Origin of the sequence: Pontibacter mangrovi, assembly GCF_006385705.1 — a bacterium.
In the GTDB taxonomy this organism is placed as follows: Bacteria; Bacteroidota; Bacteroidia; order Cytophagales; family Hymenobacteraceae; genus Pontibacter; species Pontibacter mangrovi.
The window spans coordinates 136,881-161,293 of sequence record NZ_VFRQ01000005.1 but is presented as its reverse complement, the minus strand read 5'-3'; the positions used below and the strand labels follow the sequence as shown (position 1 = coordinate 161,293).

Here is a 24,413-nt window from a genome sequence, read left to right as displayed (position 1 = left end):
CTTGTACTTGGCGCTGCCACCCAAACCTGTCGACCAGGTGAGGAAGCATCCGCATTAAGCGCCTTTCTCCTGTGCCAACAGCTCTTTCGCCTCCTCGTCCTCATACTTTTCGATCAGGCCGTCCAGCTGCTTTCTGAGTTTGGCGGTGATCTTTTCGTAGCCTTTCTTGCCGTAGAGGTTGTGCATTTCCTGCGGGTCCTTCTGCAGGTCGTACAATTCCCAGCCCTCCACTCTTTTGTAAAAGCGGATGAGTTTATAGCGCGCTGTCTTGATGCCGAAATGCGGAGACACGGCGTGCTCGCCGTTTTCATAGTAGTGGTAGTACATCGCCTCACGGCCTTTGGCCTTCTTGTCCGTCAGCAGGGGCAGGAACGATTCGCCCTGCATGTCTTTGGGAACGGCCACGCCGGCAGCGTCGAGCATGGTCGGGGCTATATCGAGGTTCATCACGAAGTGCTCTGACTGCGTGCCTGGCTTTACCACTCCCGGCCAGCGCATCACCATCGGCGTGCGGAACGATTCTTCGTACATAAAGCGCTTGTCGAACCAGCCATGCTCGCCCATGTAAAAGCCTTGGTCCGACACATAGATCACAATGGTATTGTCAGCCAGCCCGTTCTTGTCCAGGTAGTCCAGCGTGCGGCCGATGCTGCGGTCCAGAGAAGCGGCCGTGGCCAGGTAGTCGCGCAGGTAGCGCTGGTACTTCCACTCGGCCAGTTCCTTCCCCTGCAGGTTGCGCGCCTTCAGGTCGTCGTAGATGGGCTTATAGTAGGCTTTATACTTTGCCTTCTGGGCTGCGTTCATGCGCGTAAAGTTGCTGTCCTTGATGCTGTCATAGTCGGGGAACATCTTCAGGTCATAGCCCATGATCATGGTTTTGTCAACGGTCATGTCCTGTACCTGCGCCGCCTCCCGGTTGGCGTAGTTGTCGTAAAAGTTGTCTGGCAGCGGGAAGGTCACGTCATCGAACATCCCCAGATCGGCGGTGTCTGGCATCCAGGTGCGGTGGGTGGCCTTGTGGCCGATCACTAACGCAAAGGGCTTGCTCTTGTCGCGGCTCTCAAGCCACTCCTCTGCCACATCCTCGGTAATGTTGGTCACGTAGCCCTCGAAGCGCTCGCGGCTCCCGTCCATGTTAATGAAGTCAGGGTTGAAGTAGCGCCCCTGCCCCGGCAGTATCTTATAGTAGTCGAAGCCCTGCGGCTCGGTTTCCAGGTGCCATTTGCCTATCCAGGCGGTTTGGTAGCCTCCTTTACCCAATTCTTTGATGAAGGTGTTCTGGCTCCCGTCGAAGCTGGAATTCTCGTTGTCCTTGAAGCCGTTCTTGTGGCTGTACTTGCCGGTAAGTATAACGGCCCGGCTCGGCCCGCAAATGGAGTTGGTGACATAGCCCTTGTGGAACGTGGCCCCCTCTTTGGCAATGCGGTCGATGTTCGGGGTTTGCATCAGGTTGCCGCCGTAGGCGCTGATAGCCTGAAACGCGTGGTCGTCGGAAACGATGATGACAATGTTGGGCTTCTTTGCCGGCTGTTGCGCCAGTGCTGCAAGACTACTGCAGGTAAGGGCAAAAAAGAGTAGGAGTAAGTGTTTTCTCATCTGAAAAGGGTTTTCGGGTGGCTGATTTATTTTAAGCTGGTATAAGATATGAAAGGGACTGCACAAACCCGCAGGTTTGGCAGCCCCTTTTCACCTTAACTAATCAAAAACTGCAATATGCTTCTGGTAAGTTAACCAACCGTTAATAAGCTTTTGGGGCTTACTGCTTCTGCGCCCACCACAGTGGCGTCGTGATGGCGTCCGGGCCATTCAGGTATCCAACCGCCTGGCTATAACCTGCCGGGTTGGCATTCTGCAGGCTAGACGGATACTTTAGACGCTGCGGGAAGAACTCCACTTTGCTATCCATGTAGTTGGAAGAAGTAAGGGCCGGCAGGTCCGGGATCGGGTTTTCTACCGCAGGGTTCTCAAAGAACGGTAGGCCCAGCCTTCTGTGGTCGTTCCAGGCTTCCAGCGGCAACCACGGGAACTGCGCAATATACTTCTGCGTGATGATCTTTGTCAGTTGGTCGTTCTTCACGGCTCCATCCTTGTATAATCCGTTATTAGGGTACTTTATAGTAGCCACACCTTCCTGTCCGGTATACCCGTTTTCATACTCCATAGTATAAGTGGCAGGAGGCTCAGCGGTGTGGGTCCAGCTAACGGAGGTGCCGTTTCTGTTGTAGTCCTCTGAGCTCAGGTAGCCCCCTAGCGGCACGTTCCAATACTCAAAGCTACGGGCAATACCAGCCTCATAGGCTTCCTGGGCACCCATTGGAGAGTTCCAATTGCGCAAGGCACCTTCGGCCAGCAGGAAGTATGTTTCCCAGGGGGCAAAGAAAATGCGCTGGCTCTGGCTGCCTCTAAACTCCTGCGACATGCGGGGCACGGTGCCCGGGTAGTAGTAGGACACTTTATTTTTCGCTCCTTTTGCACCCCACTCGCCGTTAATGCCCGGGTTCCAGGTATACGTGGCGTCTATCTCTTTCACGGTAGTGCCGGCATCATCCACTAGGTTACGCTTGGTAGTTCTGGCGCTTGTTGTCCAGGACGGGTAAAAGCTGAAATCAGGGTTAGAGAAATCGCCTGGAAGGGCAAAGGCCTCATAGGCACGGGGGTCTATGGCGTTTGGCAAGCCATCAAACCAGTAACCTGCAGATGGGTTGTTGGTTTTGGTGGCGAAATGCTGTTCAAACTTCTGCCCCATCCAGTTGGCAGGCTTCACGAACTCGTGATACGACGCCGGCAACTGGTTCTCGGTTTCTATGCCACCTAGGTTAAAGTACGTGTTAAACAGTGTTTCAGAGAGGAACTGCGGATTCCATTCGCGGCTCATTACGCCGGTTAGCGCGTCCCAACCTGGTTTCTCCTGCACCTTAAAGGTCTCGTCCATGGCCATGATCAATTCACCGCTGGCAGCGGCGTCCTCAAACTCGGATTGAGCCTTAGCGGGATCCACCTCCGACAAGCGCATGGCCAGGCGCAGGCGCAGTGAGTTGGCGTACTTTTTCCACTTCAGGTAATCGTAGCCGTAGGCCGGGTCCTGCTTATCCAGGTTCTGAGGGTTCTCCACCGTCAGGTCCAGCTTTGCCTGCGCATCCTTCAGTTCATCCAGTGCAAAGTAGTACACGGTTTTCACGTCCGAGAACTCCGGGTTCTCTCCCTGGAACGCATCTACAGGAATAGGGCCGAAGTTGTCCGACATCTCGCTCATCAGGTAAGCCCGCCAGATGCGAGCCACCTGCAGCAGGTTGCCTGTGTAGGCTTTCGCCGTTCCCTTTTCTGTTTGCAGGTTGGCGATCTCGATAGCCGTGTTGGCAGCGTTCAGCCAGCTGGCCACCTGGTTGTAATAGGCAGTTGTCCAGCCATCGTCGTGGTAGCCTGCCGAGAAACCCTCATCTTCCTGATAGTGGGCAGCGGTTTTCCAGTACAGCACGAACGATCGCTCAGCCACGTCCGGATTCATCTGGGCACTAACGATGGAGTTATTGATGAAGTACTCCGTCTGCACCTGATCCTCGCTTGCCGCCACCGGGTTCACGTTTATCTCTTCAAACTTCTCACATGATGTCAGCAACATGCCCGTTGCCATCAGCACATATGATTTCTTCAATATATTCTTCATTTCTGTAATGCAGTTAAATTGTTAGAAGCCCAGCGTTAAGTTAAACAGGAACGAGCGTGTGGTAGGAGGGCTGGCGTTCTCGAAACCGACAGCGTTGGTGCCCGTCGCAAACACAGACTCCGGATCCAGGCCGTTCATGTGGCTGGAGATCAGCCATACGTTGGTAGCCGTAATGCCCACTTTGGCTTTCTTGATCGGGGTTTTAGACAGAAAATTGGTTGGCAAGGCATAGGCCAGTTGCAAGTTGCGCAGGCGCACGTTTGTGGCATCGTACAGGTTTGCCTCAGTAATGCCCAGGTTACCCACGCCAGCCACTGCGTTCCAGTAGTTTTGGGGTGTTACTTCTACCGAGCTTCTGGTATACTCTCCGGTTGCTTCGTCCTGGATCACGCCATCCACTACAAAATTGTCGCGGGCGCCACCCTTCACGGTGTTAGACGCTGTTCCGTTTTCCTGCATACCGGCCAGCGTAGCCGAGAATATCTCGCCGCCGATGCGGGCATCCACCAGGAAAGAAAGAGAAAGACCTTTGTAGCCAAACGTGTTGGTAACGCCTAGCAGCGCATCGGCCTGTTGGTCACCGAGCTTTACGCGCTGCTCCCCTTGCTGCGGCAGGCCGGCGCTGGTAAGCAGCAGCTGGCCGTTGTACGGGCTCTCAGGGTCTTCTACGCGCTTAAACTTGCTGCCGTAGATCTCGCCATAGTTGCCGCCCACTTCGGCGTAGACCTGCACGTTGTCAAATCCTCCAAGAGGATACAGGACCATGTCTTCATATAAATCTTTTATAGTATTACGGTTTCTGGAGAAGTTGCCGGCAAGGTTCCAGCTAAACCCGCCCGGGTTGTTGAATATGTTAGCATCCAACATCACCTCTATGCCTTGGTTCTGAATATTGCCAGCGTTGATTTTTCTGTAGGAATATCCGCTCAGTGGGTCCATTGGCAGGTTGATCAGCTGGTTTGTAGCGTTGGACTTGTACCAGGCCACATCAAAGCCGAAGCGGCCATCGAAGAAGCGCATTTCCAGACCAGCTTCATAGGCTTTAATCAGCTCGCTCTTTAGGTCAGGGTTGTAAAGCACATCGTTTCTGCCTGCAGTGGTGCTCTCGTTCGGATCTTTATCAATCCAGTAGGTATTGTACAACTCGTAAGCTTCCAGGCTGTTACCCACCTCGGCGTAAGAGGCACGCAGCTTACCGTAGCTAAGCCAAGATGGCAGCGTGGCACCGGTTGTCTCCAGCATATCTGTAAACACGTAGGATGCGCTTAGGGATGGGTAGAAGAAAGAGCGGTTGTCTTTGCTCAGGGTTGATGCCCAGTCGTTACGGAAGGTAGCGTCCAGGAACAGGTAACCGTCCCAGTTAAACTGCACGGCTCCGTATACCGAGTTGATCTTTTTCTCCCTATAGCCTTGCTCAACAGTAGCTGCCGAAACCCCGTTATTCAGCGAGAACAGGTTTGGCACCACCAGCTCGCCGGAGCTGCTGTTAATGGAGCTGAACTTCTGTGCCATCAGGTTGCCGCCTAAGGTAACCATACCTCCCAACTTGCCAAATACATTGTCTTTCTGAGCCGTGATCAGGGTGCTGTAGTTCGTCTCAGCAAAATTCTGTTTGCCCAGGCTGTACCTGCCCGTCGGCGTTTGAGAACTTCCGGCGTATACTTTGGCCTCGGTATTGGTGTAGTACATATCAGCTCCGCCTTTTATTTCGGCGCTCAGCCAGTCGGTAAAGTCATACTTCAGGGAGCCGTTCATGATGAAGCGGTCGCGGATATCCTGGTTCAGGTTATACTTGCTGTTCCAATAGGGGTTCATCTGGTCGCTGTTGCCGTACCAGATCATGCTTCCATCTTCGTTTACAGACGGATTGAACTGTCGAATATCCAGGGAGCGTGGCATAAAATAAAGTGTACCGAAAGAGTTGTTCGGATTTGTGCCGCCTATCGGCCTGTTTTCTGCGTCGGTTTTGCTGTACTGGATTTTGGTGTCAGTTGTCCATCTCTCGTTTTTACCGAAGTGGCTTACCGCCCTGGCCAGCATATTCGTTCTGGTCAGCTTGGTACCGGGTATAACGCTTTCGTTATCGAAGCGGTTGAAGGAGGTATAAACAGAGGTTGTGTTAAACTGCTGCTGGAAAGAGATGTTCTGGTTAGAGTAAAGCCCTCTGCGAAAGTAGTTCTCAATGTTGTCGTAGATACGCAGCGGCTCCTCTTCCCCGTTCCAGTTAGTAACCGTCTGGCCTTCAGCTTTCGCTCCCCAACTGGCGCCGGAAGCAGGATCAAACACACCTTCAGAGCCCTGCCCAAAAGTATCTTGCAAGTTAGGGTAGGTAAGTATCTCGTCATAACCTGTGGTAGAGGATATCGTGATACCCAGCCCGTCCTGACGCTTGCCGGTTTTAGTGGTGATCAGGATAACGCCGTTACCAGCTCTGGAGCCGTACAAGGCCGCCGCGGCAGGCCCTTTCAGCACAGACATGCTGGCAATATCCTCCGCGTTAATGTCGCCAAGGCCGTTACCCATGTCTAAGCTAGGGTTCCAGAAGTCGTTGTTAGAGGCTCCGGTAAAGTTATCCATCGGCACGCCGTCTACCACGATCAGCGGCTGGTTGTCCCCTGTCAGAGAGCTGTAGCCTCTCAGTACGATTTTAGAGGAGCCGGCCGGGCCACCGCTGGAGCGCGTTACCTGCAAGCCGGCCACTTTGCCGGAAAGGGCGTTGGCCAGGTTGGGCTCGCGCGCCTCCACAATGCTTTCGCCTTTAACTTCCTGCATGGCATAGCCCAGCGATTTCTTCTCGCGCTCAATACCGAGCGCCGTTACTACCACCTCGCCCAACTGGCTGTTGCTAGTCCCGAGCACAATGTTATACGTGCTGCCCGACCCCACAGGCACTTCTTTTGAGTCAAAGCCCAGGGAATTTACCACCAGTACAGCGCCTTCGCCTACGGTTAGGGTAAAGGAGCCGTCGTCGGCTGTTGTACTCCCCGTCGTGGTTCCTTTTACCTGCACGGACGCATACGGAACGGGGGCTCCGCTTTCATCTTTCACTGTACCGGTAATCGTCCGTTTCTGCTGTGCAAACGCCAGCCCTGTGAGCAGGCACAGGAACATACAGAGCACGAACTGCTTTGTAAGCACTTTTTTCATAGAAAACAGTTTTGGTTTTGAAATTTAGACCTGTTATTTAATAGCCACTCTTTTGGCTAGGCCACCTGATGGCTGCCCGCCGGTTTACTTTTCACTAATGTTAAAGTATCGTAGTGCTCCATTACCAGCGCCGCAGCCCCGATAATTTCTGCCTGGTATCCAAATGAAGAAATCCTGATTTTTGTGTCTTCCGCGATTTTAGGGATGCAGTGCTCATTGATTGCCTGCTGAATGGGAGCCATCCAAAGCCTTCCGGCCAAAGACCCCCTGCCGCTCAGCACGATCAGTTCCGGGTTAAGCAGGTGTATGAGCGTGGCCACCCCTCTGCCGATGTTATAGGCGGTTTCGGAGAAGAGCTCGATGGCGAAGCGGTCGCCTTTCAGGGCTGCCTCCATAATGGCATTGGCGGTAGCCTCCATGTCATCCAGCGTTAGGCCCTGCAACATGGACACCCTCCCCTCCTGCAGGCCTTTTACAGCCCGCTCTGCCACCACTACCAAAGACGTTTCGGTTTCGAGGCAGCCGCTTTTGCCGCAGCTGCACATCTTGTTGTTTGTAAAAATGGGGATGTGGCTAAACTCGCCTGCAAAACCGTTGTGGCCCCTAAACAAGGCTCCGTTGAGCACCATGCCCAGGCCAATGCCCCAGCCAATGCTCAGCACCATCACGTTCTGCTTGTCTTTGGCCGCCCCCAGTTTGTGCTCTGCCAGCGCCACCAGGCTGGAGTCGTTGTCTATCAGTACCGGCAGCGCAACCACGCGTTCGAGGTAGCTTACAATGCTGTCGTTGCCGGAGGGCAGAAAAGAGTGGTTGATTCCTTTTACCACATCCACAAAGCCCGGCATGCCTATGCCAACGCCTATAATATGCTCCTTTGGCACCTTAGCCTGCTTGATAAAGTCTGAAAGGTGCCGCCCTAGCTCTTCCAAAGCATCGGCGTTTCCGGTCAGGGGCAATTCAATCCTGCTGACGTCGCCTACGTAGTTGTTCTGCATGTCCAGCAACGCAATGCGCGTGATCAGTTGGTCCATGGCCACAGACACTACATACTTCAGGTCCGGCTTCAGGGAGTACATCTGCGGGCGCCTGCCACCCGTGGAGAGTGCATAGCCTTTTTCAACGACAGTGCCCTCGCTGATCAGCTCGTTGAGCATGCGTGTGGTAAGCGGAACGCTTTTATTGGTGAGGGTGCTGAGATCGGCACAAGATAACTCCCCTGCGAAGTATAAGTGCTTCACTATATTCCTCTTATATATCCCCTGTTTATCAAGCATTGGGTAAATATTATAAACTTTTAAAGTTTACTTTACGAAATTGTTACCAATGTAGATGAACTTTTTGTTAAACAAAAATACTTTTGATAAAAAATTAAAAAGTATTGATGCCTTTGAGTAATTGATCACCTTCAGAGAATTGCTATAAAGCATGTACTTTTTAGATGTCTTGCTCTGTAAAAAGACGGATGCAGCTGGATGGGCAGGACTTTTAGAGGCTCAGGCTAGTTCTTAGATTTGCTTTTTCAGGTACGGAATCTGCAAAAAACAACCCGCTGCCTAGCTTCCTGCCGGGCAGCGGGTTAGGTGCAAACGCAACCTCCTACTCTTTCAGACGGATGCGTTTTTTAAACTTCTCTTCCCCGTCTACAAACACTTTCAGGTAAAAGCGGCCTTTGGGGCGGTGGCTTAGGTCGTAGGTAAAGGTGCCTTCTTTTATTTGTTTATACTTCTGATCCAGCACCACCTCATCGCCCGGGTCAGTTACGATCTGCACCAGCACGTCGTGCGGCAGGTTGGCGTAGTAGTCGAAAGTGGTGGTGTCGGTGGTGCGGGTGGGGTACAGGCCGAAAGATGTCTGGTCTGTAACCGGCGCCACAGGCGTGCCTACCTCAAAGGCATAGCGCACCGAAGAGCCGAAATCCGACTCAAAATCCTGGAGCATGGCACCGTTTCGGTTCAGCAGGCGCACTTTACCTCTGCCGCCCTCTGGGTTTGCCCAAAATTCCAGCCCATCTCCACTGGTATCTTCCAGCAGAAACTCATACTTGCCCTGCGTTAGTTGCACGGTATCGCGGTACAGGGTACTGGCCTTTAAGGTTCCGGCGGCTCGCTCTTTGACGATGTTCCCTTCGCTGTCCTTCAGCACGTAGCTGTTCTGCTCCGGCTGGTTGTTTGTCATCAGGTACACGACCATCGTTCCCTCGTGCCGCGGCGCGGCCCTGAAAGTACTGGCCATTTTGTTGTCGGCGCTATACTTGTCTTTCTTGCCGTTTGGCCGCTGCAGTTCCACTTCAAACACGTTCTGCCCTACGCTGCTCTCTATCTCCCCGGGGAGGGCGATAACGGTGTAGCCTGCCGGCTGCAGGTTGCCGGTCCAGGTATACTTCTTTTTGCTATAGCCTTTGGTGCCGTAACTGATCGCCATACTTGCAACGGGCGCAGCGCCCATGTTCCGGACCACGATCTGCGGATGCGCGTTGGCCGGGTTCTGGCGGCGGTGCGCGTCCTTCAGCGACGGGCGGATGATGTCGGTAATAGCCACATCGTTTTTGGCGGCAGGCTTTTTATACTGGATAATGTAGGCGGTGATGTACTCGTCCGCGCTCGGCTCGGAGGAAGTATAGTCCTCCATGTTGATGTCCACGGTATGCTGGGCGCCGGGCTTTACAGGCAGGTCGAACAGATCGGGCTGCATCAAATCGCCGGGGCACCAGTCGGCGCGGTCGTACACCCAGGTACCGGCCTGCGGGTAGAGCGGGTTCTCGCCGCACTTCTTCCAGATGTCTCTCCTGTCTATCAGCTTTTGGTCGAAGTATACTTCCCTGAACTTGCTGCAGAACTCGGCGCAGTTGTCGGGCTTGTCCATACCGTGGCCGGTCTGCACCACACGCAAGCGGGCAAAGGCGGCGTTTTTATCCGCTCTAAATGTAGTGGGCTTCAGGGCCTTCTCGATGGTGTTGGCCGAATCGCCGTAGCGGTAGGCGCCGTCGTAGATCTTCTGGATAGAGATAGGCTCCCAGGCAGGCTTGCCTTTCACGACCTCAAAGTCCAGCGTTACGGTCCAGCCGCGGTCTTCGTTGGGCTCCCAGCCGGTGTGGTTATACTCTATCTCCACGCTGTCGCGCAGCAGCAGGCTGAAGTCTGTCACGTCCACTTCCCAGTCAAAGGTCCAGTCTTTGCCAAAGGCCCCGCCGTAGGGCGTCAGCATGCGGCCAATCTCCAAGTCCTGCGACTCGCCTTTTTTGCCACCGGTGCGGCGAATGGTGATGTGGTCCTTGTAGTCCCAGTCGGCGCAGCGCATGCTGTCGGGGCAGCCCAGGCGCAGCTTCAGTTTTATACTTCTGATGTCCTCGCCTTTGGACGGAAACACGCCCCAGGCTTTGTAGCGGTTATTGCCCTGGCTCGGGTCGGTTACCACCGTCAGGCGGTTGTGCGTTACCACATGCAGGGTATCGGAGGCGTGGGTTTGAAAAGTAATGAGGGACAAAATGGCCGCCAGGGTGTAGCGCCATACTTTAATGGTAAACTTATACTTCATACTTAGTGAGTTTATACTATATACTTTGTCTGAATCAGGATGAACAGGATTTTTATACTTGCTGATTTATGCTTTTATACTTTGACAATACTTTCTTTACCGCCGCTCCTCCATTACCCCATTGCTGGCGCGAGTTTGTAAACCGTGATTTATCATATTCTCGGATTTGTAATCAGAGTGGCTCGCAGAGCCAAATTTAAACTTCAGCTATACTTTTATACTTGCTTCAGCTATACCTTATACTTTTCTGGCGCCCCGAAGGCTTTCGGGGCGCCTCGCTATAGCCGCCGCTTCCTACAACTGGCACCAAGCTGATCTTTCTAGCTGCCGATTACCCTCAGTCTTACATAGGCTGTTGTTTCATTTCTAGCTTGGCTCGCTCCAAGCCCGCGAGGGCCAAGGACTGGGATCAAGTTCGATAGCATCCGCTTTTCGTCATCTCGATTACTCTTGAGACGAGAGCCGAGGAGAGCCAGCTTAGCTGTGAGAGATCTCTGTAGAATCCCCGATAGATCTCTCTTTTCATTCGAGATGACAGAGAGAGGTAAAAGTTTCCCCCTCTCCTTTGTCTAAAAGTCTCCTGTCCTTTGTCCAAAACCCTCAGCAGCCTTACTTATACTGAAACACATTATAGGGCCGGGAAGCACCCACGAGCTTTAGCACCACCACCCCATGCGGGGGCACGTCAAAGCTCACTTCTTTTTCCGTCGAAGTTGCAAAATCTTTCTTCGCCCACAGGTCGCGCATCGTGTAGCCTTTGGCAGCGTGCAGCCCCACAGAATCCGGGTTAAAAGCAACTGCGGCGGCCTTGTTTGACCTGTTAAGCAGCGCCACGGCCACCTGTCCGCTCATGGTATGCTGCAGGGGCTTGGCCCATACTTCCAAATCGCCTTTATCCAACAGGCGGCGGGCCTGGTATACCAGCTTGTCCTGGTTAATGGCAATCAACTCTTTGTTTGTCAGGATGCTGATGGTCTCCGGGCTCATGTGCCGCAGGTCGTTGCCGGCCAGCAATGGGGAGCTCATCATGCACCACATCGAGAAGTGCGTTTTGTCTTCCTCGTAGCTCATGCCCCGCCCTACCTGCAGCATGTCCATGTCGTTCACGTGGCCCGGCGAGGCGTGTCTCCACAGGTCCGCGTTCAGGTCCACGATGTGCATGACGGAGCCAAACGTGTTGTCAATGTCGCCGGAGATGCGCCAGGAGTCTGCCAGCTGCACCACCCACTCACCCGGAAACTTCCAGCGGCACACGTTATACACTGCATCGGGCCGGATTTCACGAATCAGATTTCCGATCTGCGTGTAGCGGGTCTGCTCGTCCAGCCCCAGCCAATCGCCGCCGCAATAGTCCACTTTAATAAAGTCGTAGTTCCACTCCCGCAGCATCAGTTGCAGGTCCTGCGCATCGTGCCCGTACAGGCCCATACCCACCCCCACGGTGTCTTTGTCCCAGTAAGAGGCACAAGTGTTGATGCCGGCATCGGAGTAAATTCCTGCCTTCAACCCTTTGGAGTGAATATAGTCGCTCAGGGCCCGCATGCCGCCCGGAAACCGCTCCGGATGGGCCACTATACTTCCCTCTGCGTCGCGGCCGCCAAAGAAACCGTCATCAATATTTACATAAGTATAACCGGCCTCCTGCATCCCCGACGACACCATGAAATCGGCCTGCTCCTTGATGATATCCTCGTTGATGTTGGCCCGAAAGTTATTCCAGCTCGACCAACCCATAATCGGTGTTTTGGGAGGCTCTGCCACCTCTGCCGTTTTACCTGTCGCAGGCGCGGTGCTGGAAACAGTGCTAATCGGCTGGCTGCGGCAAGCAAGTAGCGCGACAAGCAACAGGCAAGGAAACAGTTTTCTCAGCATACTTTTGGACGTTTGTTAAGGTATAAATAATCCCAAGGCCAAGCTTCATACTTTGCCCTGACGCAACTTATGCTTTGTAATTATATGCAAGCGGAGCGGCATCAGAAGCTCTTTTTGCCGCTCCGCTACAATCTTCAGTTAAACTACTTTTTCACCGGCACGATGCGGTACTCGTAATGGTACGGCTGGTTGAGGAACAGTTTATACTTATCCAGCGGCAGCAGCCCCCAGCTGTTGTTGCCGCCCACGCCCAGCTGCTGCAGGTCCACGTGCAGGTGGATGTTTTTGTCCGGCTCCAGCGAACCAGAGTGCGTCTGGTGCTTGTCGAAGCCCGGGAATAGTTGGTCCGGGCTGTAAGGCAGGGCGCTTACGTTCAGCAGCGTGTCGATGTACTGGATGATGATGCCGGAGCCGTTTTTGCGGCTGACCTTGGCCCAGCGCACGTCTGCCTTGTTCCCGCTCTCCTGCGGACGCACGTACGGGTGATATTGCTCAGCGATGCTGCCTTTGTAGTGCCCCACCAAAGCCGAGGTTTTTCTGTCCCAGTAGCTCTCCCAGGGGCCGCGGCCATACCACTCGATGTTCTTAAAGTCGGTGGGCAGCGTCATGTGGTTGCCTACTTTAAAGGTCATCATGTCCAGCTCCTTCAGCGGCTGCAGGTCGTTTTTCACCGTTAGAGTGCCATTGCCGTCGGCGATGATGGTTTGCTCATACTTCAGGCCACCGTCCAGCAGCTCCTTCTCGATGCTTACCTGCACCTGACCGTCAGCCAGCGTCTGTACGTGCACCTGCTTCACCACACCGTTTTCGTCGGCGTTCTCCAGTGCTTTCAGTTTTTTAGGCAGGTTTGCCCCGAAGTCGTTGTCGGTGCCGGGGCGCCAGAAGTTGATGCGCGGTCCGCTTTCGAAAATAGTTTTGCCGTTGGCTCTATAGGAAGTCATGCTGCCCGTCTTCTTATCCACTGTCAGGCTGAAGTGCTTGTTGCCCAACTCTATCGAAGAGACTCCGTCTGTTACGTTGATCTTGTCGCTGCTCGCGGCATAGGCAGGCGGCACAGGCTTGCTCAGGGCAAACTCCTCAAAGGCCAGTTCGGTGCCCGCCTGCAGCACGCCTTCATCGTCTTTAAGTATGGCTTTTACCTGCAGGTAATACTCGTTGGCGGTATTGGCTTTCGTGGCCTCGTCCGGCAAGGTAAGCCTTACGGTTTGCCCCGGCTGCACGGTCAGTTCGTTGATCGTACCGGACTTCACCTCTTTGCCATTGCGCAGCAAGGTCCACTGCAGTTTAAAGTTATCCAAAGTGCGGAAGAAGTACTTGCTGCGCACACCCAGTTGGTTTTTGTTGAGGGTGAAGGCGATGTTCTGGTATACTTTGCGTACCTCGTAAGCGTGCGGGTGGAAGGTACGGTCTGCGCCGATCACCCCGTTGATGAGGAAGTTATTGTCGCTTGGCGTATCCTTATCGCCCCAGTCGCCGCCGTAGCCCAAAATCTTCTTGCCGTCCTTCATGCGGTACACGCCCTGGTCTACCCAATCCCAGATAAAGCCGCCCTGCAGCACCGGGTAAGTCTCGAAAATATCCCAGTACTCCTTAAAGTTACCGATGCTGTTGCCCATGGCATGCGCGTACTCGCAGAGCAAGTATGGCTGCGTCGGGTTACTTTGGGCGTAGGCAACAACCTCGTCCGGGGTGCGGTACATTTTAGAGTAGATGTCGGTGTTCCAGTCGCCGGAGGCCAGCTCGTAGTGCACCGGCAGCGACGGGTCCAGGCTCTTGGCCAGTTCGTAGCCACGGTAGAAGTTCCAGCCGTTGCCTGCTTCGTTGCCCAAGCTCCAGGAGAAAATGCTCGGGTGGTTGCGGTCGCGGCGGATCATGCGGCCGATGCGCGTCAGGTGCGCCAACTCCCACTCCGGCGCATTGGCCAGTGTGCGGCCCAAGTCATAATGCATGCCATGCGACTCCACGTTGGCCTCGTCCATCACGTACAGGCCGTACTTATCGCAAAGCTCATAGAAGTAGGGATCGTTCGGGTAGTGGCTGGTGCGCACGGCGTTCACGTTCAGCTGCTTCATCAGCTTAATTTCCTCCAGCATGGCCTCGCGGCTCACCACCTGCCCGGTTTCCGGGTGTACCTCGTGCCGGTTCACGCCCTTAAACATCACCGGCTTTCCGTTCACAAGAATCTGTGTGTTTTTGATCTCTACCGTACGGAAACCCATCTTGCGGCTGATCACTTCCTGCACCTTGCCGTCTGCATCATTCAGCGTGATCTCCAGGCGGTACAGATTCGGCGTTTCGGCACTCCAGGCTTTGGCGTTGGCAACGCTGGCGTTAAAACGAAGCTCGGTTTTGCCTTGCTTCATTTTCAGGCCCCAGGTGTTCTGCCGGGCGCTCCATACTTTTCTGCCGTCGGCGTCGTACAGGGCCGCGCTTACGTTATACTTCTCCTGGTTCTCATTGGTGTTGTTCCAGGCCGATACGTGCAGGTTCATCTCCCCGTCGCGGTAGTTGTTGGCCAGCGAGGCGTTGGCCACATAGTCGTAGAGGTGCACGTTAGGGCGGCTATAAAGATAAGTGTCTCTGCTGATGCCCGACACGCGCCACATGTCCTGCGCCTCCAGGTAGCTGGCGTCGCTCCAGCGGCGAACCTCCAGGGCAATCAGGTTCTGGCCCGGCTGCACGTACGGCGTAATATCAAATTCCGACTCCAGCTTGCTGTCCTTGCCCAGGCCCACATACTTGCCGTTCACATACAGTTTAAAAGCTGATTTCACAGCTCCCAGGTGAATGAACACGCGCTGATCGTTCCAGTCCGCAGGCAGTGTAATCACGCGGCGGTAAGCTCCGGCCGGTTGGTTGATGTTATCGGGAATGTCCGGCGGCTGCGGGTTGGTCATGTTGAACTCGTAGAACGGGTTCACATAAATCGGCACGCCGTAACCGTTAAACTCCCAGTTGGCCGGCACCGGAAACTCTTTCCAGCTCTTATCACTGAAGCTGGTGGCATAGAAATCCTGCGGCAGCTGCTTGTAATCGGCCACCCAATGGAATTTCCACATGCCGTTCAGCGATAGAAAGCGCGAGGACTTGGCTTTGTCGCCGGCAGCTGCTTTGGCGGCATCCTCAAAAGGAAAGTATGAGGCCCGCATCGGCAGGCGGTTCTCTTCCTGTATGGCAGGATTTTCAAACACCGGGTCTAAGTATGGTTTCTGGGCAAGCGCCTGGAAAAAGCCCAGGGCCAGCAGGCAGGTAAACAGTAAAAGCTTATGCATGGTTAAGGTAGTATTTCGGTAGTAGTGTTAGGGTTTGGTGATTTCCTGCATAACGAGTATCGTGTATACTTTCAGATCTTCCTGAGGCGGAACAGCTTGGTTTCGTGGGCTTGCACGCGGCCTTTCCAGCCCTTGCCCTTGCCCATGGTTTTGTGCTCCCACAGGTCACGCACCTCGTATCTGCCGCTGAGGCCCAGTTTGGGCCAGTTTATACTATAGTTCTTGGCCGCATCGCCGCGGTTAAGTATGGCCACAGCTACATCGCCATTCTGCAGCGGCTTTACCAGCACATCCCAGGTTCCGTCATGCACTTTGCGCTCGGCTTGTTTGCCCAGTGGGTCTTGGTTCACGGCTATCACCTCCTTGTTGAGCAGGATGCGCTTGGTCGCCTCGTTCATGTGCCGGATGTCGTTGGTGGCAATCAGCGGTGAGGCCATGATGCTCCACAGACTCATCTGGCTCTGGTACTCGGTGTCGGTCATGCCAGTTCCTCCTAAGTCTCCCGAGGGGCCCGGTTTGCCATATAGCCCCACCACCAGCATGTCGGCATCGTTCCAGCGGCCGGGGCCGGCGTAGGCATGCAGTTCGGCGTTGATGTCGAGGATATCGAGGATGCCTTCGGCGTTTTCCTGGCCACTCAGGTTCTTCCACTTATCCCGCACATCATAAGTGGTGCGCCACAGCTGCCCTCCGGCCTCGGCGGCCCAATGCCAGGGCTTGCGCTGCCCCCACTCGCAGATGCCGAACACGATGTCGCGGCCGCTCTTGCGCAGGGCCTGGCTCATTTTAGTATAGCGCTCCACGGCTGTGGCCGAGTCCTTCGGCGCATGGCAGTAGTCATACTTTAGGTAGTCGATGTCCCAGGAGGCGAAGGTTTTGGCGTCCTGCTCCTCAAAGCCCAGGCTGGCCGTATAGCCCGCGCAGGTTAGTTGCGCCGCATCGGAGTAGATGCCCAGCTTGATGCCTTTGCTGTGCACATAGTCGGCCAGAGCCTTGATGCCGGAGGGAAACTTCTCCGGGTCGGCGATGATATTGTTGCGGTTGTCGCGTCCGCCCTGCCAACCGTCGTCGATGAAGATGTAGTTATAACCAGCCTCTACCATACCCGAGGCCACCATGGCGTCAGCCATCTCCCGGATATCCTTCTCATGGATGTTATCGGCAAAGAAGTTCCACGTCATCCAGCCCATAGGCGGCGTAGGAGCCAGTTGCTTGCCCTCAGCGGAAACTTCCTGGGCCTGTGCCGAAAAAACGCTCAGCCAAAGGCTTAGGAAAATAAATATGGAAGTTCGCATGTTATACTTCTTTTAAACGATTCTCAAAGCTCAGGCTCGAATCTTGCGTTTTCGTTAACACATACCATTCTCTGCCACCGGTGTAACCTTATCCTATGCCAGGACCGTGTTTTTTTTTCCTCAAGGAGAAATGCTCCCGATCCCTTTTTGAATCCGGACCGGACATGAAGCAAAGAAGGGGCAACAGCAAAGCCTGCCGCACCAAAGCCTTGTTCCGTAGCGAAGGAAAACTACGCAATGTTTTCGTAAACGCAAACATTAACGCGTTCAGAGACCGTGCAACAGACCGCATAATACAGAAGTGGAAAAATACCTTCACTACCACATTGGGCCGCTAACATCTACATATGCAAAGCCTGCAGCTTATACTACTAATTAACCAGTTGTTCCTCTTTTATAAGCTCATTTCCAGCCCCCGCTTCACTTCCCGAGGGAACAAAAGTGAACATCCACTTCAGGGGATTTTGCCAGTCTTTGCCCTTAAAGCTTCCGACGGGTAGTTTCACCAGCACCGTGTTCCAGCCTTTCTTTACCGGGGCAGCTACAGGCGCCCGGAACTCATACCCTTCGTCCAGCAGCGGTACTTCAGAATTCCCCTTTTGCCCGGGGCGCTTCCATCTCGGCGGCGCTATTAGCTGCCCGTTCAGGTAAACAGCGCTTCCTCTGTCGTCCCAGGTGCCTGCGGCGGGCGAGTCAGAATTGTAAGACCTGGACAGGTTCTGAAAACCGACCCAGAAGAAGCCTGTTGTATCCACATCGCTCCAGAACCGGCTGGTGGCGTACCAGGTGGTGTTCTCCTCCGGTTTCTCCAGCACACCCGCCACCAGCGGATGCCAGAAGTGCCGCAGCACCACCGTGCCGCCTACTGCCTCTGCCGCAGGTTTCTTCCCTTTAAAAGACTTTCTCTCCGGCGCAAAAGAGGCCGTCATATCCCCTTTGTTCTTGTAAGGCCCGAACAGCTTCCAGTTCATAGCGGCCTGCGCCGCGTACGGAAAAGGCATGTTCTGAAAGTATGATTGCCGTTGGTCCAGCAGCCGGTTCTCAAACTCCCGGAATTCCTGCACCCGCTCCGGCTGGTCTGCCGGAATGTTGGCGATCCACTTCTCATGGCCACCGCCTTGCCAGCTGCGCTCCGCAAAAGCCAGCATGCCGGGGTAAACGGGGTTCATCAAAAGCACGTCCTCCTGCCGGTGCACGTTGCGGTCGTGCCAGAGGCAAAGGGTAGCGCCCAGTACGGTGCTGTCTCCTGCCACGCGGTCGCTAAACTGCCGGCTAAAGATCGTGGCCACAGCCTCTAAAGGATCCATGTGGTTGAGGTACAGGTGGCGCGATTCGATGTAAGTATGATCAGGGTTGGTAGCACCGTCTTTCATCCACAGCTGGCGAATGGTGGCTCGGTCCAGGTTGCCGCCCGGGTCCCAGCCTATGGTTTTCTTGCCCCGCTCGTGCAGCCAGGCCGTTACCTGCGGCAGAAAATCCTTGTTGTTGATCTTCACTTCATCGCCTCCGATATGCACATAGGGTACATCATAGGTGTCGCAAAAGTCGTTGAGTATGTTTTTCAGATATGTCAGCCCTTCTTCGCTCTGCATGTCCACGCTCATGGCCCGGGTAAAGGCGGCGCTATGGCCCGGCATATCAATCTCCGGCACCAAGGTAATGTAGCGGTCTTTGCAGTACTGGATCAGCTCCTGCATTTCGGCCACTGTGTAGTAGGCGCCTTTGTTGCGTGCCATGTGCTCCGGGGCGGTTAGCTGCGGATAGCGGGGCACCTCCAGCCGCCAGGCAATGTCCTCGGTTAGGTGGAAGTGGAAGACGTTCAGTTTGTACCGCGCCATCACGTCAATCTGCTCCTTTAGCATCTCCATTGACTGGTAGTTGCGCCCCACATCCACCATGTAGCCACGCCAGCCAAAGGCCGGCCAGTCGCGCACCTCGCAGCCAGGAATAACCGCCCCGTCCCGCATCAGCTGACCGAGGGTCTGCAGGCCGTTAAAGATGCCGTGCGCCGTGTTCGCCTTCAGCTGTACCTTATCGTTGGTCACAGCTAAAGTATAAGCCTCTGCCTGCAGGCGGGGTGCATCTGTTTTCTCCAGCACCAGGGCAATGTGTGGTTCGCCTGGCGCTGCCTTCTCTTTTATTCGCACCTTCAGCCCTTTGTCCGCCAGCATACTTCTCAGCCGCTCCGCCTCTTTTTGCAGTGCCGGATCCTGTACCACAATGGTCTTGCTCTTGTAAAGCGGGAAAGCCCCTCCCGTCCACTGCAGCTGCTGGGGCTTAGGGATGATAGAAGGCTTCTCCTGTAAGCCGTACACTTCGTCGTAGACCAGGTGCTTCCAGAAAGTATAACCGTCGCCGTTCAGGTGCAGCCCGTCGTTGGTGTAGCTGGCGTTGAGTTTGCCGGAGGCATCTGAGAAAGGCGTGTGCAGGTCGAGGTAAGTATAGCCACGCGTTGGAGCCGCAGCCTGCAGTGCCGCGTTCACCTCCTGTATAACCTGCCCGTTGCGGGTATGGCCACTGAACTTGCCAAAGCTGTCGTTTACCGGCAGGATGCTCTGCACAAAGAGTTTGGTTGCGGGGCTCTTCTCTTTCAGGTAGCCAGACAGCCAGAAGATGTTCTGCAGGAGGCTATCAGGTGAGATGCCGCGCACCAGGTCGTTGGTGCCAATCATCAGAAATACCTTCGCTGGCTTGCGTGCTGCCACTTCCCCGATGCGGTTCACTACACCGGGCGAGGTGTCACCGCTAATGCCGCGGTTCTTCACGCGCAGGTCTGCAAAAAGCTCACTCCACTCCCCACCGTCGCTGATGCTATTGCCGATAAAAATAATGTCGCCCCGGGTATGCGGCAGGTTACGGAAATGCGTGGCGCGCTGGTGGTAGTACGTCGAAAAAAGACTGTCGGCCAGCTGCACGGGTTTTACCTGCGCCCAGGAAGCGCCGCACAGCAAGAGCAAGAGGAAAAGAGCGGGTAATTTTCTCATGATAAAGCGTTAATCCGATGGTAGCCTGCACAGGAGCAGGTTATTTCCCCCACTGCACGGTGGTAAATACAATTTGCCCATAGCCGTTCTTTTCGTACAGCACGCCTATCGCCTTCTTGCCAACTTTCACCAGGTCCGAGTAGGCGGCATAGTCTTTTTCGTTATTCGGGCTTTTGGCAATGACGTGCTGCTCCGGCCAGGTTTTGCCCTCATCGTAGCTGATGCGCAGGGTCAGGTTGTCGCGGCGCTGCGTGTCGGCGGCGTTGCAGAAGGCAAGTATGGCTTTCCCTTTCTTTTTGCCGATGTTCAGTATACTTCCTTGGTTCACAGGGTCCGGCAGCTGCTGGTCAAAGTATGTGGTGTCCCAGGTGGCGCCGCCGTCGCTGCTGATGCTCACGATGCGGCTGCGCACGTCACCCTGCTGGTTGCGGATGTTCATCATCAGCCGGTCATTTGTCAGCTCCACGGCCATGGCCTCGTTGCTGCCTGTTTCGGGCACTACGGCACTTAGCTTAAAGGTTTTCCCGTGGTCGTCGGTATAGAAGCCGTGCGCAGCATAATCTTCGAAATTGTGCTGCGGCGGACCTGCCGAGTGGTTGGCGGCCACGTACATGCGGCCTTTATACTTGCCTTTTGTAAACTGTATGGCGTGGCCGGGTGTGTTGGCGTAAGATCGCCAGTCTTCTTTAAAAGTATAGCCTGCATTGGCCGTAGGCATGTTGGGGCGGTGCACCTGCGAGGTAATGTTTTCCGGATCAGACCAGGTTTGGCCATTATCGGTGGAGGTGATGTACCATACTTCGCGGTAGCCTTTGGCGCTGCGCACCTCGTACTCGTGCGCGTTGCCGGTGTTGTAAAACAGGAAGATTCTGCCCTTCGGATAAGCCGGGTCCGTCAGGTCTACCACGGGGGCGGCATTGCCAGCCTGCAGCGTATCAAAATCCGCCACCGTCTGCAGTGCCGACCAGGTTTTGCCTTTGTCGGAGCTGCGCTTCATCACGATGTTCACATCTCCAAAATCGGCCGCACCGTGCACCCTACCCTCGGCAAAGGCCAGTATGTCTCCGTTCGGCAGGTCGATCATCGCGGGGATGCGGTAGGATTTATGCCCCTCCTCGCCAGAGACGAACACAGGCACATCGGTTGTTTGGGCCTGCACGAAAAGCACGGAGCAAAAAAAGGCAACAGTAAGTAAAAAGCGTAGCATGGGAGTTAAAAATTAGAGACTTGTAGAGACGCAACACCTTGCGTCTTTATAGTCAGAAGGTTAAAAAGTTAGAAAGTTGAGCTATCACGAAGTATGATTCACACATGCATTCAAGCACGCATTCAGAATTTATAGAAACGCTTCCAGCGCCTGCCAGCAGTACCACTCCTGCCGCGGCAGGTGGAAGGGGCCTTTAAACAGGTTGCCTTTGGTGCTGTTAGACAGGCTGCCGTCGCGGTGCAGGTAGCCAAACCACTCGCCGTGCTCCTTGTCGTGGAAACGGCCGTAGGCATACTCATGGATCTGCTGGTGCCAGTCCGCATACTTTTGGTTGCCCGTGAGCAGGTATGCCAGAAGTGTGGCAATGATGGTTTCGTTTTGCGGCCACCAGAACTTCATATCGTGCCAATACTCCTGCACCGGCTTCCCGTACACATCCCGAAAGTATAAAATGCCGCCGTGCTCTTTATCCCAGCCACGCTCCCACATGTAGTCGAGCATGCGGCAGCCAAGGTCTATTAGGTGCGGGTCGTTGTTGCGGTGTTTTGCCTCATGAAGTATAAACCAGGCACCCTCAATGGCGTGGCCGGGGTTCAGGGTTCTGCCGTCAATATGGTCGATGATGCTGCCGTCAGGAGCCACCTGCTCCATCACGCAGCGGATGTCGTCTTTTACAAAGTCCTTTTCAATCTCAGCTATCCATTTCGAGATCCACTCATCGCAGCGCTCGTCGCCGATGGTGTCGCGCAGCTGCTGGGCGGTGTTCATCATTATCATCGGCACGCCGATGCCTTTGGCCGGGCGCGTGTCGGTGAACTTAGCGGGCAGCATGCCAGGTGTGGTGGCATATTCCAGGCACTTGCCAAACAGGTTTCGGGCTTCCTGAGCAACCTCTTCGTCGCCGCTGGCTTTGGCGTAGGCAGCGAAGGCAATCACGGCAAAGGTTTCGGAGAAAAAGTAACGGCGCTTGCGGATAGGCTTGCCGTCGCGTGTCACGTGGAAAAACATGCGCCCGTCCGTGTCGAAGCAATGCTGGCGCAGAAAATCGATGCCTTTCTTGGCGCCCTCCAGCCACTCCGGCCTTTGCTCCACGGTGTTGTAAAGCGTTGCCAGGAGCCAGGCGGCGCGCCCCTGTATCCATACGGCCTTGTCGTCATCAATCAGGCTGCCATCCGCGTCGCGCATGAACAGATAGCCGCCGTGCTCCTCGTCAACAGAGCGCGGAAACCAGAAAGGCAGCGTGTCGCTGAGGAGCTGGTTCTTATAGAAGTCTTTGTAGAAGTTCAGGTCTAAAGTATGATTCGCTTCCATGTAGGGAGTTTGTATTACTTGTTTGTAGTATAAAAGCTATTGAATGTGGAGGCAGGCAAGCCCGCCTTGTTCACGAGATTGGCAGTAGTATAAGGCTCCCAGCCGTAGCGCACGTACTTCGGCTCCGGCACCTCATCCGACCACACCTGCACCTTACTACCCCGTATTTCAGCCTTTGCCTCCCTGAAAATCAGGTCACTGCCCGCCACCTCAAAGCCGCGCAAGCTACTGCCATCGCTGGCTTTCAAACCCTTCCCGTGCTCAAAAGTGCAAATGGCCTTGTTTCCTGTAAAATCCGCTTTTTTGAAAAGGGGACCGCTGTAGGGGATGCGCTTACCGTAGGTGTTGGCCAGCGCCCAGGCCGCCAGCCGCTCCCCTACCTGCCGCTTTTGCCTCGGGTGCACATCCTGCGGGTTGCCCACATCACTGGTTACCGCCATGCCCGTATTCTGTATCTGCGCGAGCAGCCTGCGCTGGCTGTCGCGGAAGTGTGGCCAGCTGGGGCGGTTGATGCTGGAGAGCTGCGCGTAATAGAACGGGAAAGGATAGCCCCACGCTCCGCGCCAGTCCTGCACCAGTGTTTTAAACAGCTCCTCATGCAGCTCAATGTTATGGGCATTGCTTTCGCCCTGGTACCAGATCATGCCTTTTATGGGGAAGGCGGTGAGCGGGGCAATACCGGCCTCATAGTTATAGGCTGGCTGGTACGGGTGGCGCTGCGTGGCAAGCGTGGCTTCCTGTAGGTTCGTGGCGGCACGCTCGCGTACCCAGGGCATCAGGAAATCGGAGTTGCGCCAGTTGTGCAGCATGTGCACCAGCTGCGGATGATGCTCCAACGTATAGCGGCTTATCCACGACTCGGTGCCAGAGCCTCCCACGGCTACCTCTATCAAACCAACGGGCACGCCCAGCTGCTCCTGCAGTTCCTTGCCAAAGTAGTAGGCTACGGCCGAGAAATCTTTCGCTTCAACTGAATCGGTGCGCTGCCAGGTGCCGGAGAAGTATGCCAGGCGGTTTACTTTTCCGAGGGTTACACTGTCCCAGGCCACGTTATTAGTTTCAGCCAGCGGCTTTAGCTGCAGCAAACGAATATCAGAAGACTGTTGTGCCTGCCGCATCTCCTCGGAAGTATGCACGGCCTGCCGCAGCGGGAAAGCCATGTTCGACTGCCCGGAGCACAGCCATACTTCGCCCACCAGCACATCGTTTATACTTATACTTGTGTCCGCCGTAGAGACCTGCAGCTGATATGGCCCTCCTGCTTTCTGCGCCGGCAGCATGGCTTCCCATTTCCCGTCGGGGCCAGCCGTGGCCGTTACTTCCTCACCTTTAAAACTTACCCTTACCTCCTGCCCCGCATCTGCTTTGCCCTGCACGGGGATCGGCATTTTCTGCTGCAGCACCATGTGGTCTGAGAAAACAGAGGCCAGCTGCAGCCCGCCATACTTGCCCGTTATCTGCCCGGCCACAGTGGATGCAATGATGCCCGCTCCCGCTGCGGTGGGGTGCAGCTCATCCGGGAACAGGTCGGGGCGCGAGTAGAGTGGCGTGTGCAGGTCAATGAGTTCCACGTTTCTGTTTTCGGCTATTACAGGTATCAGCGCCTGTATCTGCCAAAACCAGTCGCGGGTGCCGGAGGTAAAGCGCGGGTGCCCGGAGAAAATGGGCGTGAGCCGTGAGATAAGGATACGCACCTGCGGGTTCACGGCGCGCAGCGTGTCAATCAGGTGGTAATAGTCTGCTGCAAACTCATCGCGGTAGTTCGGCCAGTTGCGCGGGTCGGTGTCGTTGAGGCCCAGGTGGATAACCGCGATATCGGGTTTGAAGGCGAGCGCATCTTTATACTGCCGCGTTTGCGTGTACGGCCTGTGCCCCTTGCGCAGCAATGTGGCACCGCTCAGCCCGAAATTGGCTACCTCATACCTACCGCCAAGCAGCTGCTGCAGCTGCGCCGGATAGGCGTTTTGCTCCCTGTCCTTGATGCCATAGCCATACGTAACGGAGTTGCCGATGCAGGCTACTTTTAGCCTGGCTGTCGTTTCCTGAGAAAATCCGGGTACAGCCAGTAGAAAGGCAAATAAAATAAGTACGAAACGAGCCATGTAAATTCTGTAATTCATACCTGCC

13 protein-coding genes are annotated in these 24,413 nt (G+C 54.9%); 1 reads left to right on the top strand and 12 read right to left on the bottom strand.

The features are described 5' to 3' along the window. Positions 1–54: 54 nt before the first annotated feature. The 8 genes from FJM65_RS10820 to FJM65_RS10785 all read right to left on the bottom strand — a co-directional run bounded on the left by FJM65_RS10820 (position 55) and on the right by FJM65_RS10785 (position 16,784). The gene (locus FJM65_RS10820; RefSeq protein WP_140621535.1) at positions 55–1,596 is read right to left on the bottom strand and encodes a sulfatase family protein; all 1,542 of its coding nucleotides are present in this window, start codon (positions 1,594–1,596) and stop codon (positions 55–57) included. 160 nt (positions 1,597–1,756) lie between these two features. Next, entirely contained in the window at positions 1,757–3,664 is a 1,908-nt protein-coding gene (locus tag FJM65_RS10815) for a SusD/RagB family nutrient-binding outer membrane lipoprotein (RefSeq protein WP_140621534.1), read from the bottom strand. A 21-nt stretch (positions 3,665–3,685) separates the two neighbouring features. Continuing rightward, positions 3,686–6,811, bottom strand: a complete 3,126-nt coding sequence (locus tag FJM65_RS10810) for a SusC/RagA family TonB-linked outer membrane protein (RefSeq protein ID WP_140621533.1) — start codon at positions 6,809–6,811, stop codon at positions 3,686–3,688. Positions 6,812–6,867: 56 nt separating this feature from the next. Further along, positions 6,868–8,049: an ROK family protein gene (locus FJM65_RS10805; RefSeq protein ID WP_219855979.1), complete on the bottom strand. Its 1,182-nt coding sequence runs from the start codon at positions 8,047–8,049 to the stop codon at positions 6,868–6,870. A gap of 358 nt (positions 8,050–8,407) precedes the next feature. Beyond that, positions 8,408–10,345, bottom strand: coding sequence for a peptide-N-glycosidase F-related protein (locus tag FJM65_RS10800; RefSeq protein ID WP_140621531.1), 1,938 nt, complete (start codon positions 10,343–10,345; stop codon positions 8,408–8,410). 609 nt (positions 10,346–10,954) lie between these two features. Further along, positions 10,955–12,217: a glycoside hydrolase family 27 protein gene (locus tag FJM65_RS10795; RefSeq protein WP_140621530.1), complete on the bottom strand. Its 1,263-nt coding sequence runs from the start codon at positions 12,215–12,217 to the stop codon at positions 10,955–10,957. A 143-nt stretch (positions 12,218–12,360) separates the two neighbouring features. Next, the gene (locus FJM65_RS10790; RefSeq protein ID WP_140621529.1) at positions 12,361–15,489 is read right to left on the bottom strand and encodes a glycoside hydrolase family 2 TIM barrel-domain containing protein; all 3,129 of its coding nucleotides are present in this window, start codon (positions 15,487–15,489) and stop codon (positions 12,361–12,363) included. Positions 15,490–15,560: 71 nt separating this feature from the next. Beyond that, positions 15,561–16,784 carry a glycoside hydrolase family 27 protein gene (locus FJM65_RS10785; protein ID WP_219855978.1) on the bottom strand — a complete coding sequence of 408 codons (1,224 nt, stop codon included), beginning with the start codon at positions 16,782–16,784 and terminating at the stop codon, positions 15,561–15,563. A gap of 164 nt (positions 16,785–16,948) precedes the next feature. Here FJM65_RS10785 and FJM65_RS21235 point away from each other — a divergent pair, with 164 nt between their 5' ends. After that, positions 16,949–17,122 carry a hypothetical protein gene (locus FJM65_RS21235; RefSeq protein WP_181163693.1) on the top strand — a complete coding sequence of 58 codons (174 nt, stop codon included), beginning with the start codon at positions 16,949–16,951 and terminating at the stop codon, positions 17,120–17,122. Between the two features lie 33 nt (positions 17,123–17,155). Here FJM65_RS21235 and FJM65_RS10780 read toward each other — a convergent pair whose 3' ends face one another. From FJM65_RS10780 to FJM65_RS10765, 4 genes are all read right to left on the bottom strand, one after another. Continuing rightward, positions 17,156–19,768 (bottom strand): family 20 glycosylhydrolase, encoded by a 2,613-nt coding sequence (locus FJM65_RS10780; protein WP_140621528.1) that lies wholly within the window; start codon positions 19,766–19,768, stop codon positions 17,156–17,158. A gap of 40 nt (positions 19,769–19,808) precedes the next feature. Then, the gene (locus tag FJM65_RS10775; protein WP_140621527.1) at positions 19,809–20,975 is read right to left on the bottom strand and encodes a sialidase family protein; all 1,167 of its coding nucleotides are present in this window, start codon (positions 20,973–20,975) and stop codon (positions 19,809–19,811) included. 129 nt (positions 20,976–21,104) lie between these two features. Beyond that, a complete protein-coding gene (locus FJM65_RS10770; protein WP_140621526.1) occupies positions 21,105–22,286 on the bottom strand; it encodes an AGE family epimerase/isomerase in 1,182 nt (393 codons plus the stop codon). Between the two features lie 14 nt (positions 22,287–22,300). Then, on the bottom strand, positions 22,301–24,406 hold the full coding sequence (locus FJM65_RS10765; RefSeq protein WP_219855977.1) for a GDSL-type esterase/lipase family protein: 2,106 nt from the start codon (positions 24,404–24,406) through the stop codon (positions 22,301–22,303). Positions 24,407–24,413 lie beyond the last annotated feature (7 nt).